Consider the following 15,332-nt stretch of genomic DNA (forward strand, 5'->3'; position numbering starts at 1 on the left):
CAGGATGCGCCTGCGGCGCGGGGTGCGGTGGGTGGGTGGTGCGGGTGCCGGGGCACTCCGGAGGTGCATGTCCGGACGGCATGATTTACGCCGCGTGCGGGTCGGTTGTTGGGTGCGGGTTTCGTGTGCGGCACAAATCACGCTTTAGTGTCCGGACACGCACCTCCTCCGACCCCGACCCCCTCCCGCCCGGCCCCCGGCTTTCCGTTTGGTCCGGGCCGCCTATCCAGCCCGTCCGGCGTTTGAGGACGGAACGGCCAACCCCGGCACCGGGTTCCCAGACGGTGGGGCCAAAATCCAGCCCGTCCGGCGTTTGAGGACTGTGGCGGAGGCCACAAGCGAAACGGGTTCGTTTCGGTGGGGGGCGGGTTATCTTCGTACTGTACGAAACCGTTTCGTTCGGGAGGTTGGGCATGGCACGCAGCAGGCTTACGCCAGAGCGCGAAGCCGAGCTGTACGGCGCCGTGCTCGATCTGTTGCGCGAGGTGGGTTATGACGCCCTCACCATGGACGCCGTAGCCAGCCGTACCCGGTCCAGCAAGGCCACCCTCTACCGCCAGTGGGGGAGCAAGCCCGAGCTGGTCGTCCGTGCCATGCGGCACAACAAGCCGGTCAGTCTCGAACAGGTTGACACCGGTTCGCTCCGCGGCGATTTCCACGCGCTGCTGGCGGCCAACGACGACTGCCGGATGGAGCAGGACTCCGCGCTGATGCGAGGCCTGTTCCATGCCGTCCACAACAACCCCGATCTCCACCAGGCGCTCCGCGAGCTGCTGATCGAGCCCGAGATCAACGGACTCCATACGCTGCTGCGACGCGCCGTGGACCGTGGCGAGGTCGCCGCGGACAACCCCGCGATGAAGTACGTCACGCACATGCTGGTCGGCGCTTTCGTCGTCCGGCAGTTGGTCGAGGACCGGTCGCCGGACCGGAGCTTCATCAGTTCGTATCTCGACGCCGTGGTCCTCCCCTCCCTCGGCGTCTGACCGTCCCCAGCAGGACCCTCCCCTCACCTGACGAGTGCCGCTCTCGCCGTCGGGCCGGCTCCCCATGCCCTGATCCGTCGATAGACCCGGGAGTACGCCCTCGTGGCCACGTTTCTCTACAAGCTCGGACGGCTCGCCTTCCGGCGCCGCCACTATGTCGCCCTGCTGTGGGTGGCGCTGCTGGCGGTCGCCGGAGTCGGTGCCGCCTCCGCGTCGACACCCACGTCCAGTTCCTTCTCCATTCCGGGAACGGAGGCCCAGAAGGCCTTCGACCTGCTGGAACAGCGCTTCCCCGGAGGCAGCGCCGACGGCGCCACCGCCCGGGTCGTCTTCAAGGCGCCCGCGAACGAGAAGATGACCGACGCCGGCCACAAGGCCGAGGTCCGCGCGATCGTGGACGAGCTGTCGGGCGGTTCCGACCAGGTCTCCTCGGTGACCGATCCGTACACCGCGAACGCCGTCTCGAAGGACGGATCGACGGCGTATGTGTCGGTCTCGTACAAGGTCGCCTCGATGGAGCTGACCGACGAGACCCGCACGGCACTGGAGGAGACCGGCGCCGACGCGCGGGCGCAAGGGCTCGCGGTGGAGATCGGCGGTGACGCGCTCCAGGCGGCCCCGGAGACCGGTGCCACCGAGATCATCGGTGTGGCCATCGCCGCGGTGGTGCTCGTCATCACGTTCGGTTCGCTGATCGCGGCCGGGCTTCCGCTGCTCACCGCGCTCATCGGCGTCGGCGTCGGTATCTCGACGATCACCGCGCTCGCCAATGTGCTGGACCTGGGCTCCACCACCTCGACTCTGGCGATGATGATCGGTCTCGCGGTCGGTATCGACTACGCGCTGTTCATCGTCTCGCGCTACCGCGCCGAACTGGCCGAGGGCAGAGAGCGTGAGGAGGCGGCAGGACGGGCCGTGGGCACCGCCGGGTCCGCCGTGGTCTTCGCCGGGCTGACGGTCGTCATCGCGCTGGTCGGTCTCGCCGTGGTCAATATCCCGATGCTCAGCAAGATGGGCTTCGCCGCCGCCGGTACGGTCGTGATCGCCGTCCTCATCGCGCTCACCCTGATCCCGGCGCTGCTCGGCTTCGCGGGCAAGCGGGTGCACGGCCGCAAGGCACGCAAGTCGCTGGAGAGCGGGCACCACGAGCACAAGGCCAACATGGGCACCCGCTGGGCGCGGTTCGTACTGCGCCGGCCCGTGACCGTACTGATCACGGCCGTCCTCGGGCTCGGAGCGATCGCCCTTCCGGCCACCTCGCTGGAGCTGGGCCTGCCGGACGACGGTTCGCAGCCGGTCAGCACCACTCAGCGCAAGGCGTACGACCTGCTGTCCGACGGCTTCGGTCCCGGCTTCAACGGGCCGCTGATGGTCGTGGTCGACGGCAAGGCCAACGACAACGCCAAGGCGGCGGCCACCGAGGTCGCCGACACCGTGAAGAAGATGGACGGCGTCGCCGTCGTCACTCCGTCCACCCTCAACAAGGCGGGCGACACCGCGACCATCACGGTGATCCCCAAGGACCGTCCGTCCTCGGTCGAGACCGAGAATCTGGTCCACTCCATCCGTGACACGGGCGGGCGGGTCACGGCCGACAGCGGCGCCGAGGTCCTGGTCACCGGCGCCACCGCGATGAACATCGACTTCTCGCAGAAGATGAACGACGCGCTGATCCCGTATCTCGCGCTCGTCGTCGGCCTGGCGTTCCTGCTGCTGATGCTGGTCTTCCGGTCGGTGCTCGTACCGCTCAAGGCGGCGCTGGGCTTTCTGCTCTCCGTCGTGGCCGCGCTCGGCGCGGTGGTCGCGGTCTTCCAGTGGGGCTGGCTGGGCGGGCTGCTGGGAGTCGAGCAGACCGGTCCTGTGATGTCGATGATGCCGATCTTCATGGTGGGCGTGGTGTTCGGGCTGGCCATGGACTACGAGGTCTTCCTGGTCACGCGGATGCGCGAGGCGTATGTGCACGGCGAGCGGCCCGGCGAGGCGATCGTCACCGGCTTCCGGCACGGTGCCCGCGTGGTCTCGGCCGCGGCGGTGATCATGATCGCCGTCTTCGCGGGCTTCATCGGCTCCAGCGAGTCGATGATCAAGATGATCGGCTTCGGTCTCGCGATCGCCGTCTTCTTCGACGCGTTCGTGGTCCGGATGGCGATCGTGCCGGCGGTGCTCGCGCTGCTCGGCAGGAAGGCCTGGTGGCTGCCGCGCTGGCTGGACCGGGCGCTGCCCAATGTGGACGTCGAGGGCGAGGCGCTGCGCAAGCGGCTCGGGGGCACGGCGGGCTCGGACGGCGGTCCGGGCGGTCCGGGCTCCGAGCGTGAGCTGGTGAGCGTCTGAGACGACGCGTCTGAGGCACGTCGACGACGCGTCTGAGGCCGGCGACGGTCTCAGCCTGTACGCCGGGACCTCGGCGTGAGCGGCGCATGGTCCCGGTACGCACCGGCAGCCGTGGGGACGGGAGCCGGAGCGGTGCACGCGGCCCGGTCGTCCACCTCCTGGGTGAGGTGGAGGACCGGGCCGCCGTGCTGTGCCCGTGGATTCCCGGGACGCTCGCGGATCTTTTACGTGCTCGCGGATCTCTTACGTTCGGTGGAGCAGCCGGCCCAGTTCGTTCTCGACCTGAAGGTCGTGGCGCTCCTCGCCCGCGGGGATCATCGCGTACGAACTCCGCAGGAACCGGCGCAGCGGCGCGGAGTCGAACTGCACCATCGCCACACCTTCCGGCGAGTGGAACTCCAGCACCGTCTGGGCCCGGCCGCACGGCCAGACCTGTACGTCGCCGTCGCCGGAGGGAATGCGCAGTCCCTCGTCGAGGAGATCCCGGGCGAAGGCCCAGACGACCTCCTTGTCGTCGAGGGAGACCTCGACCGGGAAGACGATACGGATGGCGAGGGGATCATCGCCGTCATAGCGGAGGGTGACCGGGACGGCCTTGGAGTAGGGGGCGTCCGTGATGAGACGGCATTTGGCGGGCTGCTCGACGACGGGTGACATCGCTGGGACCTCCTCCATTTGAGAGAGGTTTAATGCTTAATCCTACAAAGGATGTGCATTTATCACTAATTGTGGCTGAAGCGACATTCTTCGATCATCGGTACGGCAACTCGCGTACAACCTGCTCTTGCGAACCGTTCGCAACAGGGCTCTACTATCGAACGGCTTGCCCACCAGCAGGAAGCGGAGCCCGCTCATGCATGTCCCCGACGGATTCATCGATGTACCCGTTTCGGTCGCCGCCGGCGTCGTCGCCGCGGGTGCCGTGGCGGTCAGTCTGCGCGGCGCGCGCCGTGAGCTGGACGAGCGCACCGCGCCGCTCGCCGGACTCGTCGCCGCCTTCATCTTCGCCGTGCAGATGCTCAACTTTCCCGTGGCGGCCGGTACGAGCGGCCATCTGCTGGGCGGAGCGCTCGCGGCGATACTCGTCGGTCCGTTCACCGGCGTCCTCTGTATCTCCGTCGTCCTGCTGATGCAGGGCATTCTCTTCGCGGACGGCGGGCTCACCGCGCTCGGTGTGAACATCACCGTCATGGGCGTGGTGACGACCGTCGTCTCGTACGCGCTCTTCCGCGGCCTGGTCAAGGTGCTGCCGCGCACGCGCCGCTCCGTGACCGTCTCCTCGTTCGTCGCCGCGCTGGTCTCCGTACCGGCCGCGGCCCTCGTCTTCACCGGTATCTACGCCGTCGGAGGGACGACGGACGTACCGATCGGGAAGGTGCTGACCGCGATGGTCGGCGTCCATGTGCTGATCGGGATCGGCGAGGCCGTGATCACCGCGCTGACGGTCGGCGCGGTCATTGCCGTACGGCCCGATCTGGTGCACGGTGCCCGAGGGCTGTCCGCGCCGCTGAAGCTGCGGGTGGGCGGCGAGCTGGTGGATGCCGCGCCGGCCACTGCTCCTGCCGCGGCCTCGCCTTCCTCGGCCGCGCTTCCTGTGGCCGCCCGTTCGAGCCGTCCGCTCCTGGTCACGGGCCTGGTCACCGCCCTCGTCCTGGCCGGCTTCGTCTCCTTCTACGCCTCCGCCAACCCCGACGGTCTGGAGAAGGTCGCCGCCGACCACGGCATCGACAAGAAGACCGAGGAGCACGCCTCCGCCGACTCGCCGCTCGCCGACTACGGCGTCAAGGACATCTCCGACGCCCGGCTCTCCGGCGGTCTCGCCGGAGTGATCGGAGTGAGCGCCACGGTCGTCGTGGGCAGCGGTGTCTTCTGGGCGGTGCGCCGTCGCCGTAGCGAGACCACCGCGTCGCCGTCCGCCGGGTCCGCCGTCGGCGGGAGCGTCTGACATGGGCGCGGGCCACGCCCACAAGCTCTACCGGCACGGGCACTCGCCGGTCCACGAGCTGCCTCCGCACTGCAAGCTCGCCGCCGTCTTCTGCTTTGTGATCGTGGTGGTCTCCACTCCGCGCGAGGCGGTCTGGGCGTTCGCGCTGTACGGAGTGCTGCTCGCGGCGGTCGCCGGAGTGGCCCGTATCCCGGCCGGCTTTCTGCTGCGCAGGCTGCTGATCGAGATCCCGTTCGTCGCGTTCGCGGTGCTCATGCCGTTCGTGGTCCCGGGTGACCAGGTCCGGTTCCTGGGACTGTCGTTGAGCGTGCCGGGCCTCTGGGGCGCCTGGAACGTACTCGCCAAGGGCACGCTGGGCGTGGCCGCGTCCGTGATCCTCGCCTCCACGACCGAGCTGCGCTCCCTGCTGCTCGGTCTCCAGCGGCTGCGGCTGCCGCCGCTGCTCGTCCAGATCGCCTCCTTCATGATCCGTTACGGCGATGTCATCACCGACGAGATGCGCCGGATGTCGATCGCCCGGCGCTCGCGCGGTTTCGAGGCGCGAGGCGTACGGCACTGGGGCGTGCTTGCCAAGTCCGCCGGCGCGCTCTTCATCCGCTCCTACGAGCGAGGCGAGCGCGTACATCTGGCGATGGTGAGCCGGGGATACGCGGGCACCATGCCGGTCATCGACGAGGTGACCGCGTCCCGGGCGCAGTGGAGCTACGCAGCCGCCCTCCCGCTGTCGGCGCTCGCCGTCTGTCTGCTTGGCTGGACCCTATGACCGTCTTTGGCTGGACCCTATGACCGTTCCTCCTGCCGTACCCGGATCCGTTCCGGTTTCCGCGCCTGCCTCGCTTGAGGTCAGCGGGCTCGCATACGCCTATCCGGACGGCCATCAGGCCCTCTTCGGCGTCGATCTGACCGTCGGGCGCGGTGAGCGGGTGGCACTGCTCGGTCCCAACGGCGCCGGCAAGACCACGCTGGTCCTGCATCTCAACGGGATCCTCGCGGCCGGCGCCGGTTCGGTCGCGGTCGCCGGGCTGCCGGTGGCCAAGCGGAATCTGGCCGAGATCCGGCGCCGCGTGGGCATCGTCTTCCAGGACCCGGACGACCAGCTGTTCATGCCGACGGTACGGGAGGACGTGGCCTTCGGACCGGCCGCCGCCGGGCTGCGCGGGCCGGAGCTGGAGGCACGCGTCGTCACCGCGCTCGGCCGGGTCGGGATGACCGAGTACGCGAACCGGCCGCCGCACCATCTCTCCTTCGGGCAGCGGCGCCGGGTCGCCGTGGCGACCGTACTGGCGATGGAGCCGGAGATCCTCGTCCTCGACGAGCCCTCGTCCAATCTCGATCCGGCGTCGCGGCGTGAACTCGCCGATATCTTGCGCTCGCTGGACATCACCGTGCTGATGGTCACGCACGATCTGCCGTACGCGCTCGAACTCTGCCCACGTGCGGTGATCCTCAGCGACGGTGTCATCGTGGCGGACGGGCCCACGCACCGGCTGCTCGGCGACGAGGAACTGATGGCCGCGCACCGGCTGGAGCTGCCGTTCGGATTCGACCCGCGTTCCGTGTCGCCCGGACACGTTGCACCATAGAGGGGGTCGCGCCGTCGGGGCGTGGCGCTATGACGGGGTGGGTGGCGCGGGCGTGGACGTCCAGGGCACGGTGGCGGCGGGCTTCGAGCCGGTCAGGGACGCTTTCGTAAGGAACTTCGAGCGGCTCGGTGAACGGGGCGCGGCGGTCGCCGTGTTCCAGGACGGGCGCAAGGTCGTGGACCTGTGGGCGGGGACACGCGATGTGGACGGAGCGGAGCGTGCGGCGGGGGTCGGAGCCGGGGCGGGTTCGGGTGTGGCTGGTTCGGGCGTGGGTACGGGGCCGGACGCGGGTGCTTCGGATTACGTTCCGGAGGATCGCGTCTCGGGGGATTACGTTTCCGATCCGGCGCCGTGGGCCGTGGACACCGCTCAGATCGTCCGCTCGGCGACGAAAGGGATCGCCGCCGCCGTACCGCTCCTGCTGCACCAGCGCGGACAGATCGATCTCGACGCGCCGGTCGGTACGTACTGGCCCGAGTTCAAGGCCGCGGGCAAGGAGCGTGTGCTCGTACGGCATCTTCTCTCGCACCGCGCGGGCGTACCCGTACTCGACCGGCCGCTGACTCCGGCCGAGGCGCTCGACGGCGAGTCGGGCGCGCGGGCGCTGGCCGCCCAGCGGCCCGTCTGGGAGCCGGGCACGGACCATGGCTACCACGCGCACACCTACAGCTGGCTGATCGCCGAACTGGTCCGACGGGTCACCGGGCGGAGCGTCGGCCGGTGGATCGCCGAGGAGATCGCCCGTCCGCTTGGGCTGGACTTCTGGGTCGGGCTGCCGGCCGAGGAGGCCCACCGGGTCGGACGGATCGGACGGCTGACGGAGCCCACAGAGCTTTCGGCGGCCGGCGGCGCGCTGCGGCTGCGGCCCAAGCGGTCGGTCTCCGAGGCGTACCGGGACACGGGATCGCTGACCCGCCGTGCGTTCGGTGTGATCGATCCGCGGCCCGACGAGAACGATCCGGCGTACCGTGCCGCCGTACTCCCGGGCTCCGGCGGTATCTCGACGGCGCGTGCCCTGGCGCGGTGCTACGCCGCGATGATCGGCCCGGTGGACGGCCACCGGCTCTTCGCGCCCGCCACGCTGACCTTGGCGCGTACGGAGGAGTCGGCGGGCCCGGACCGGGTCCTGGTCGTCGCCACCCGCTTCGGCCTGGGCTATATGCTGCACGGCCCTGCGGCGCCGCTGCTCGGCCCGGGCTCTTTCGGGCATCCGGGGCGCGGCGGTTCGCTGGGCTTCGCGGATCCCGAGTCGGGAATCGCGTTCGGGTATGTGACGAACGGTATGCGCAAGGGAGTTACGGCGGATCCCCGCGCGCAGGCCCTGGTGCGGGCGGTGCGTTCGGTGGCGTCCGTACGGTCGGAGGCGTGACGGGCGGACAGTCGGCGATGTGACGGCCGGATGACCTGGGTCTTCCGCGGTCGTCCTACGTGGGCGCTTGCTCCGGCTCGATCGGTACGACGTTGGTGGCGTCCACCGCGGGACGCAGGGCCTTGGCGAGTTCGACGGCGTCGTCCACGGCCCACAAGTGGGTGAAGAACAGGCGCGGTTCCTCCCTGAGGCCGTGGTTGTGGACCTCGACGAGACTGATCCCGCCGCGCCGCAGGGTCGTGAGGACGTCCTGGACCTCGTCGGCGACCATGACGAAGTCGCCGTTGAGCGCGGCCCGGCCACCGCCCAGTGGCTGGAAGTTGAAGGCCGAGGTCGCGCCCAGGCCCTGAGGAAGGACCATGCCGCGGTCGATGATGGGCTCTTGGCGCGCGAAGACGGACTTGTAGATCCCGCCGTCGTTGGTGCCCTTGACTCCCATCACGGCCTCGATTCCCGCGAGGTCCAGATCGATGCGCGGCGGCGCCTTCGGAGGCTTGGCGGGCGGGCTGGAGGTCCGGCCGATCACCGCGCGGACACCGCGGGCCAGCGTTACCGCGTCGTGCCCGTGTCCATGGATATGGGTCCACCAGACGTCGGGGGAGTGGGAGAGCAGATGCTTGTGGAGGGCGGTCACGGCGATTCCGTGCTCCGTCAGGGCGTCGATCACCTTCTGGAGCTCGTCCTCGGTGACATTCAGATCGCCCATGGCCAGGACGCTGTGGTCGGTGTACCGGACGAACGCCACATGCGAACCCAGGGCCAGTCCGGGAGACACTTTGACGCCGTAGGAGACCACGTTCAGGTCCGAGCGCGGGAAAGCGGTGTGGTAGAAGAGCCCGCGCACCATGTTGCCCGGACGGCCCAGTGCGTGGGCGACCTCTTTCCAGTCCGCCAGCGTCGTGGGCACCGGTTTGACGGGCCCGTGGCCGCCACCGCCCTTGGCAGCCTCGGTCGTCTCGCCGGGCTCGGCCAGGGCGGCGACTGTTCCCACGCCGGCCAGCACCGGCGCCAGCGCCGCCGCGACGAGCAGCCGCCGTCGCGGCTGTGTGCCCGAGGTGGCCGCGGCGCCCGTGTCGTTGTCGTGTGTGTCGCTTTCCTGCCGCGATTCTCCGCTCATCACGTTTGTACCTCCGTAACGAGATCAAAACATGATCTGTCGGGGCGCGCGATCCACGGAACCATGCCCGAGGTGGGCCGGGAGAGCCATCGCGGCCCGCTGCCGACGGTGGCTCAACACGCCCTCGCCGTAGTGCCGCTGGGGCGGTTGTTGCGTTCGGTCATCCGGGGCGGAGGGGATGTGTCCGGGGCACGCGTCCGGGCGTCCGGGGCGCGCGTCGGGTCATGGCCGGATCACGGGCCCTGGTGCGGGCGGTGCGGTCGGCGACATGATCGGCCGATGAGACGTTTCGAGGGATACGGCGTACTGATCACCGGAGCCGGGCGCGGCATCGGCGAGGCGATCGCGCGCCGGCTGGCGCAGGAGGGCGCGCGCGTCCTGGTCACGGACCTGGACGAGAAGCGGGCGGCACGGGCGGCGGAGACCATCCCGGACGCGGTGGCGTACGGGTGCGACGTGGCCGACCGCTCGTCGGTGGAGGCGGCGGTCGCGTACGCCGTGGAGCGCTTCGGCGCTCTGGACGTACTGGTCAACAACGCCTACGCGTGCGCACCGGACGCTCCGCTCTTCGAGGACGAACCGGACGAGGTCTGGGCGCGGGATCTCGACATCACGCTCACGGGCGCGTTCCGCTGCGCCCGCGCGGCGCTTCCGCATCTCGTGGACTCGGGCCGGGGCGCGATCGTCACGGTCGGTTCCGTCAACGGCGAGCAGGACTTCGGCAATCACGCCTACAGCGCGGCCAAGGCGGGCCTGGCGAGCCTGACCCGTACGCTGGCCGGCCACGCGGCGCCGCGAGGTGTCCGCGTCAACCTCGTCGCTCCGGGCACGATCGCCACGGACGCCTGGACGGGCCGGGAGGCGCAGTTGGACCGCGCGGCGCCGCACTACCCGATGGGCCGGGTGGGCACACCGGCCGATGTGGCGTCGGCGGTCGCGTTCCTGGCCTCCCAGGACGCCGCATGGATCACGGGCGTGACACTCCCGGTGGACGGCGGGCTGCTGACGAGCAACGTGGGCCTGCGGCGGGCGCTGGGCTCGGAGGCGTGAGGGTGCAGGAGCTGAGGGTGCGGCGCGGTTCCGGCTCTCACCCGGTGGTGTGCAGCATCAGCCCGATACCCACCACCATCAGCCCCGCCGCCGCGATCCTCGGAGTCCCGAAGCGCTCCTTGAAGAAGAGCGCGCCGATCGCCACGCCCACAATGATGGAGGACTCGCGCAGGGCCGCGACCGGAGCGAGCGGGGCGCGGGACTGGGCCCACAGGACCAGCCCGTAGGCCAGCATGGAGAGGGCCGCGCCGAGAAGCCCGAGGACGGCGTGGGGGCGGAGCTGGGCGAACAGCCGGGCGCGGCGGGTGCGCAGGGCGTACGCCGGGATCAGGGCGCCCTCCAGGATCATCAGCCAGGCGATGTAGCCGATCGGCGAGCCCGAGTTCCGTACGCCCACGCCGTCCACGACGGTGTACGCGGCGATCGACAGCCCGGTCGCGAGTGCGGCCAGCAGCGCGGGCCAGTGAGGTCCGTTCCGCGTCGCGCCCTTCGTTCCCCGTATCCCCCACAGCGCGACGCCCAGCAGTCCCGCCGAGGCGACCGCCACACCCGCCGCCTGCCAGATGTCCAGGGACTCATCCACGAAGACCGCCGCCAGCACGGTGACCACCAGAGGCGCCGTGCCGCGCGCGATCGGATACATCTGGCCGAAGTCACCGAGGCTGAACGAGCGCATGAGCAGCGCTTGGTAGCCGATGTGCAGCAGCGCCGAGACGAGCAGGTACGGCCAGGCCGCCGGGCGTGGCAGTGGCGCGAAGCAGGCGATCACCGCACCGATCACCGCCGCGCCGCCGCCGATCAGCGTGAACGCGGCAAGCTGGTCCTTGATGGTGTGTCCCAACACTCCGTTCTAGCAGTTCTGGAGTGGGCCCATGGTGGCATCGACGCTGGTCAAGCGGGGTAGCGGGAATCCTTCGGTCCCTACAGGAGGTATGACCAGCACACCCCGAAACCCTCTCGCGGGCACGGTCTTCGAAACCGAGACCCTTCGGGGGGTGCGGTGCGTACGCCTGTCCGTGCTGACCGACGAGACCACCAGCCCCGAGCGTCAGCGCGAAGCAGACGACATAGCAGCGGCAGCACTCGGCATCGATTTTGGCGAGGGTGATGGGCTCCGCGAGGCCGTAGACCTTGATGTGAGCGCGTCCGCGTTCGGCCCGTTCGACCGTCCGCAGCTTGGCGGGTGGCTTACCCGCCCTGATGACTTTGACGCGCTGGTGTGGTGGCGCTTTGACCGCGCCATCCGGTCCATGGCGCACATGCACGAGCTTGCGAAGTGGGCCCGCGAGCACCGGAAGATGCTCGTCTTTGCCGAGGGCATCGGCGGGGGTCGTCTCGTTTTCGACTTCCGCAACCCGATGGACCCCATGAGTGAACTCATGATGCTCATGCTGGCTTTCGCGGCTCAGGTGGAGTCGCAGAGCATCAGCGACCGGGTTTCCGGAGCCATGGGCGCCATGCGGAAAATGCCCCTTCGATGGCGAGGCGGGCGGCCCGCGTACGGCTACATGCCCGCCCCGATGCCCAAAGAACACGGCGGGATCGGTTTGACCCTGATTCCGGACCCGGACGCCGTAAAGATAATTGAGAGAATCGTCCGGGAACTTTTGGAAGGTAGGGCTGCTAGCGCTATTGCTGTAGACCTCAACAGTGACGGTGTCCTGAGTCCACGCGACCACTGGGCCGTGAAAAATTAAGCGAACACGCGGCGGAAAGGTCGGCAGTGTCAAGGGGCTCACCCGCGAGGCGTTTAAGTGGACGTCAACGGTCGTAAGGAACATTCTCACAAACCCCGCGCTAATCGGCTGGAAGACACACAATGGGCAGCCGGTACGGGACGCCGCAGGAGTACCGGTCATGATGACCGAGCAACCCATCATGGACAGGGCAGAGTTCGATGCGGTTAACGCTCTCTTTGAATCCCGGTCGATCAAAAAGGCCGAGCGGCGCGACACTTCTGCACTCCAAAAGGGTGTCATCCACTGTGCGGAATTCCAGTGCCGCATGTACCTACAGCGGAAAGCAAGCAAGCCCAATACAGCACCGGTCTACCGCTGTAGCTCGAAAGCGCGCGGCGTTCCCTGCGATTCTCGAACGCACATCCGTGCGGACTGGACCGACGAATATGTGACCGCCGCGTTCCTGCGATTGGTCGGCTCTGTCCAGACGACGCACGTTGTCGAGATTCCCGGGTACGACCCCGAGCCCGAGCTACGCGCCACCCTCGCCGAGTTCAACGAGCACCAGGAACAGAAGGGGCGCCAGAAGTCCCGGCACGCACGGCAGGCATGGCAGGAACGCGCGGACGCACTCGACAACCGCATAGCTGATCTGGAAACCCGCGAAAAGGTCGAGCCGCAACACGTCGTCACCCCGACCGGCCGCACGTTCGCGGAGGAGTGGGCCGAGAAGGACACGGCGGGCCGACGGGCCATGCTCATAGAAGCAGGGGTGCGGCTGGACATATGGTGCGGTACCCGTGGCGGATGGCGGAAGCTCGACATACGGCGCGTGGACTTCACCATGCGGGGTGAGCTGGACCCCGCAGCGGAAGCCGTGGCCGTGGTCGCTGCGGACGTGGAAGCGGAACCCCGGGGCGACGTGACCCCCGCTCCGGGCAGCAAGATCCGTGCTGCCGAGTCCGCCCCCGCGCCCGCCGAGCCTGTGCGCGTACTGGTCGCCGTGTAACGGCCTTCTAGGGCCCGAGACAGCCCCGGCCAGTCCCCTTTTTTGGACCACCGGGGCTGTCTGCTGCCCGCAGACGGCCTCTGGGCGGGTTGCCGACAGCGAGAGGGAAGGTGGTGAGAGATGACGAAGTGACGATTCTTGCTGTCTTTTGGGAAGAACCAGAAAAACCTAAAGAGAAGAGAGAAGGAGGCTCCATCCGTCATCTCGTCATCGCACCGCTCCCGCTGCCCTCGCCTGCCCCAGGGAGACAGAAGAGGCCGAGCCGTGTCGGGCACGGGAAACCTCCGCTCTCCCTAAGAATTGAGAGAAAGCCGCAAGGCTGGATCCGCCACCGTGAACAAGCGAGGAGCCAATGGACACCACACAACACCTTCAAGTCCGCGCGCTGCTGCGGCACGCAGAGAACGCCGCACAAGCGGCACTGAACGGCGACCAGGACGCCGCCCGCGCAACACTCCGCCTCGTTGCCGACGCACGGCACCGCGCCGAGGAAACAGGCTCCGGGACCTGTGCACACCCGGACTGCTCCAACGAACTGTCCTACGGGGGCCGGGGGCGTCCGCCCCGGTTCTGCTCGCCGTACTGCCGCACGGACGTGTACCGGGCCACGCAGATTGCCGCGCGGGCGCTGCTGAAGTCCTCGGCGATTACGCCGATGCAGGACTGACATACACCCATCAGGCAATGCCCTGACCTCTGTTCCTCCCCTGACGTGATGCACGCAGGGGATTTTTCATGCCCGAACACACAGCAAGGAAGAACACATGAGTGACACTCTCGGCCGAGTTAACTTCCTGGACGGATTCCCAGAAAAGGACCAGCGGCGCGCGGACGACTTCAAGTGGGATGAGCGCATGGAAGAACTCGCCGCACTGCGCGACTCCCGCCCCGAGGTATTCGAGCGGATGGGCCCCACGGTCCGAATCGGCCTCGGCTACTACGAGAACGACAAGAAGAACGCTGCCGCACACGGCATCGATGTGACGAAGGAGAGCAACTGATTATGACGACCGACATCGAGAAGGCTGCGGAGCGCGTTGCCAAGCTCCAAGCACAGGCGGAAAAGCTGTCCGCTCCGCTCGCTGACGCACAGGCCCAGTTGGAAGCAGCGCAGGAAGCCGAAGCGGCCCGCAGGGCGGAGCGCGGGGCGGTTTATGACCGCCAGTTCGCCAACACCTGGGATGAGCGAGCGAATGAGGCAGCCCACTCCGGTGACGAAGCCCGCGAGCGGTTCATGGAGGCCCTGTCGGCCGAACCGTGGTTTGCCGCTTACGTCGAATACCGTGCTGCCCGCCATCGGCGCAGACACGTTCTGGATGAGGCGCAGCGCGCACAGAGAGCACTTCGGGAAGTGGTCACCGTGCCGGAACAGCGCTACTACCCGATAGCACTCCTTGACGAAATCGTCTCCCATGCCGAAAAGAAGGCAGAGGAAAATGCCGCAGCATTCGCCCGTGAACTGCGGGAAACGCGGGACGGCTTCTTGGAAGGAACTGGCTGACAGTGGCCGTTGATGCCCTCGACCCCGGACCGGATGGGGATTACCCGTATTTCCCTCGTGACACTGACGGACACCCTATGTGGTCCGATTCGTCAAGCGGGAACCTGGACGGCGGGACCACGATGCCGCGAGGGATTCAGCAGGTGCGAGACCCTGCCACTGGCCGGCTCGTGGTCGTGGATATCACGCCGCGCCTTCCGGACGGGTCCGCCATTGATCCCCCGGTCATTCCGCCGAATGGCCCCGAGACCGCGTAAGCCTCCGTGCCCCGTACCCGACTGCGCCGAGCCGACGACGGGCACGGTGGACGTGGGCCATGTGCAGTGCATTGGTCAGCGGCTTGTCCACCAGGCGGCGCCTGCTCCGGTTGCTGTGGTGATGACGGTGATTAGCCACGCGGGCACGCGTTGAATTGTCAAGTGCAGTCCTCCACAGCGCAATTCAAATTGCGGCTGCCGCTTGCTTCTCTCCGTGGCACGAGTCATGTACCCCAGTGCAGCACACAAAACCCAGCCTTGGGCACGCCGGTGTTAAGGCCCAATCCGTGGTTGCACTGCCTTCCCGGAGTTGTGAGCGGCCTACCTGTTCCTTCGTTTCCCTTACGCGACTTTCGTGACCCAATTTCAGCCAATGTTTGGCTCATTCTTGACCCTTTATGCTGCCGAAACCCTGCCGGGAGAGAGTGATCCCCCATGCCCCGAAGACCCCGTCCTCCTTGCAGCGTCCCGGGGTGTCCCAACCTGACCTGCACTGGTGGGCGCT

The 15,332-nt window shown here is 68.3% G+C and carries 15 protein-coding genes; 12 read left to right on the forward strand and 3 right to left on the reverse strand.

All coding sequences use genetic code 11. From position 1 onward, the window contains the following. Positions 1-413 precede the first annotated feature (413 nt). Positions 414-986 (forward strand): TetR/AcrR family transcriptional regulator, encoded by a 573-nt coding sequence (locus ACFV6H_RS04650; RefSeq protein ID WP_385538586.1) that lies wholly within the window; start codon positions 414-416, stop codon positions 984-986. A gap of 102 nt (positions 987-1,088) precedes the next feature. After that, positions 1,089-3,317: an MMPL family transporter gene (locus tag ACFV6H_RS04655; protein ID WP_385538588.1), complete on the forward strand. Its 2,229-nt coding sequence runs from the start codon at positions 1,089-1,091 to the stop codon at positions 3,315-3,317. A 243-nt stretch (positions 3,318-3,560) separates the two neighbouring features. Here ACFV6H_RS04655 and ACFV6H_RS04660 read toward each other — a convergent pair whose 3' ends face one another. Further along, complete coding sequence (locus ACFV6H_RS04660) at positions 3,561-3,974, reverse strand: SsgA family sporulation/cell division regulator (protein WP_384779716.1); 414 nt, start codon at positions 3,972-3,974, stop codon at positions 3,561-3,563. Positions 3,975-4,170: 196 nt separating this feature from the next. On the opposite strand from ACFV6H_RS04660, the gene ACFV6H_RS04665 reads away from it, so the two are divergent. The 4 genes from ACFV6H_RS04665 to ACFV6H_RS04680 are packed head-to-tail and all read left to right on the forward strand — an operon-like array spanning position 4,171 to position 8,214. Then, positions 4,171-5,262, forward strand: coding sequence for an energy-coupling factor ABC transporter permease (locus ACFV6H_RS04665; RefSeq protein WP_385538967.1), 1,092 nt, complete (start codon positions 4,171-4,173; stop codon positions 5,260-5,262). Position 5,263: 1 nt separating this feature from the next. Next, positions 5,264-6,025 (forward strand): cobalt ECF transporter T component CbiQ, encoded by a 762-nt coding sequence (gene cbiQ, locus ACFV6H_RS04670; protein ID WP_385538591.1) that lies wholly within the window; start codon positions 5,264-5,266, stop codon positions 6,023-6,025. Between the two features lie 19 nt (positions 6,026-6,044). Then, a complete protein-coding gene (locus ACFV6H_RS04675) occupies positions 6,045-6,845 on the forward strand; it encodes an energy-coupling factor ABC transporter ATP-binding protein (protein WP_385538593.1) in 801 nt (266 codons plus the stop codon). Positions 6,846-6,897: 52 nt separating this feature from the next. Next, the gene (locus ACFV6H_RS04680) at positions 6,898-8,214 is read left to right on the forward strand and encodes a serine hydrolase domain-containing protein (RefSeq protein WP_385538595.1); all 1,317 of its coding nucleotides are present in this window, start codon (positions 6,898-6,900) and stop codon (positions 8,212-8,214) included. Between the two features lie 55 nt (positions 8,215-8,269). Here ACFV6H_RS04680 and ACFV6H_RS04685 read toward each other — a convergent pair whose 3' ends face one another. Further along, positions 8,270-9,331 (reverse strand): DUF1259 domain-containing protein, encoded by a 1,062-nt coding sequence (locus tag ACFV6H_RS04685; RefSeq protein ID WP_385538597.1) that lies wholly within the window; start codon positions 9,329-9,331, stop codon positions 8,270-8,272. A 279-nt stretch (positions 9,332-9,610) separates the two neighbouring features. Between ACFV6H_RS04685 and ACFV6H_RS04690 the strand changes: the two genes are divergently transcribed. Beyond that, entirely contained in the window at positions 9,611-10,381 is a 771-nt protein-coding gene (locus ACFV6H_RS04690) for an SDR family NAD(P)-dependent oxidoreductase (RefSeq protein ID WP_385538599.1), read from the forward strand. A 37-nt stretch (positions 10,382-10,418) separates the two neighbouring features. On the opposite strand, the gene ACFV6H_RS04695 is transcribed toward ACFV6H_RS04690, so the two are convergent. Continuing rightward, positions 10,419-11,222, reverse strand: coding sequence for an EamA family transporter (locus tag ACFV6H_RS04695; protein WP_385538602.1), 804 nt, complete (start codon positions 11,220-11,222; stop codon positions 10,419-10,421). 91 nt (positions 11,223-11,313) lie between these two features. On the opposite strand from ACFV6H_RS04695, the gene ACFV6H_RS04700 reads away from it, so the two are divergent. The 5 genes from ACFV6H_RS04700 to ACFV6H_RS04720 all read left to right on the forward strand — a co-directional run bounded on the left by ACFV6H_RS04700 (position 11,314) and on the right by ACFV6H_RS04720 (position 14,570). Then, positions 11,314-12,078 (forward strand): recombinase family protein, encoded by a 765-nt coding sequence (locus tag ACFV6H_RS04700; RefSeq protein WP_385538604.1) that lies wholly within the window; start codon positions 11,314-11,316, stop codon positions 12,076-12,078. An 82-nt stretch (positions 12,079-12,160) separates the two neighbouring features. Beyond that, complete coding sequence (locus ACFV6H_RS04705; protein WP_385538969.1) at positions 12,161-13,069, forward strand: recombinase zinc beta ribbon domain-containing protein; 909 nt, start codon at positions 12,161-12,163, stop codon at positions 13,067-13,069. A 352-nt stretch (positions 13,070-13,421) separates the two neighbouring features. Beyond that, entirely contained in the window at positions 13,422-13,736 is a 315-nt protein-coding gene (locus ACFV6H_RS04710) for a hypothetical protein (RefSeq protein WP_385538606.1), read from the forward strand. 97 nt (positions 13,737-13,833) lie between these two features. After that, positions 13,834-14,070, forward strand: coding sequence for a hypothetical protein (locus ACFV6H_RS04715; protein WP_385538608.1), 237 nt, complete (start codon positions 13,834-13,836; stop codon positions 14,068-14,070). A gap of 2 nt (positions 14,071-14,072) precedes the next feature. Next, on the forward strand, positions 14,073-14,570 hold the full coding sequence (locus ACFV6H_RS04720; protein ID WP_385538610.1) for a hypothetical protein: 498 nt from the start codon (positions 14,073-14,075) through the stop codon (positions 14,568-14,570). Positions 14,571-15,332: the final 762 nt, after the last annotated feature.

The organism is Streptomyces sp. NPDC059743 (assembly GCF_042732975.1).
In the GTDB taxonomy this organism is placed as follows: domain Bacteria; phylum Actinomycetota; class Actinomycetes; order Streptomycetales; family Streptomycetaceae; genus Streptomyces.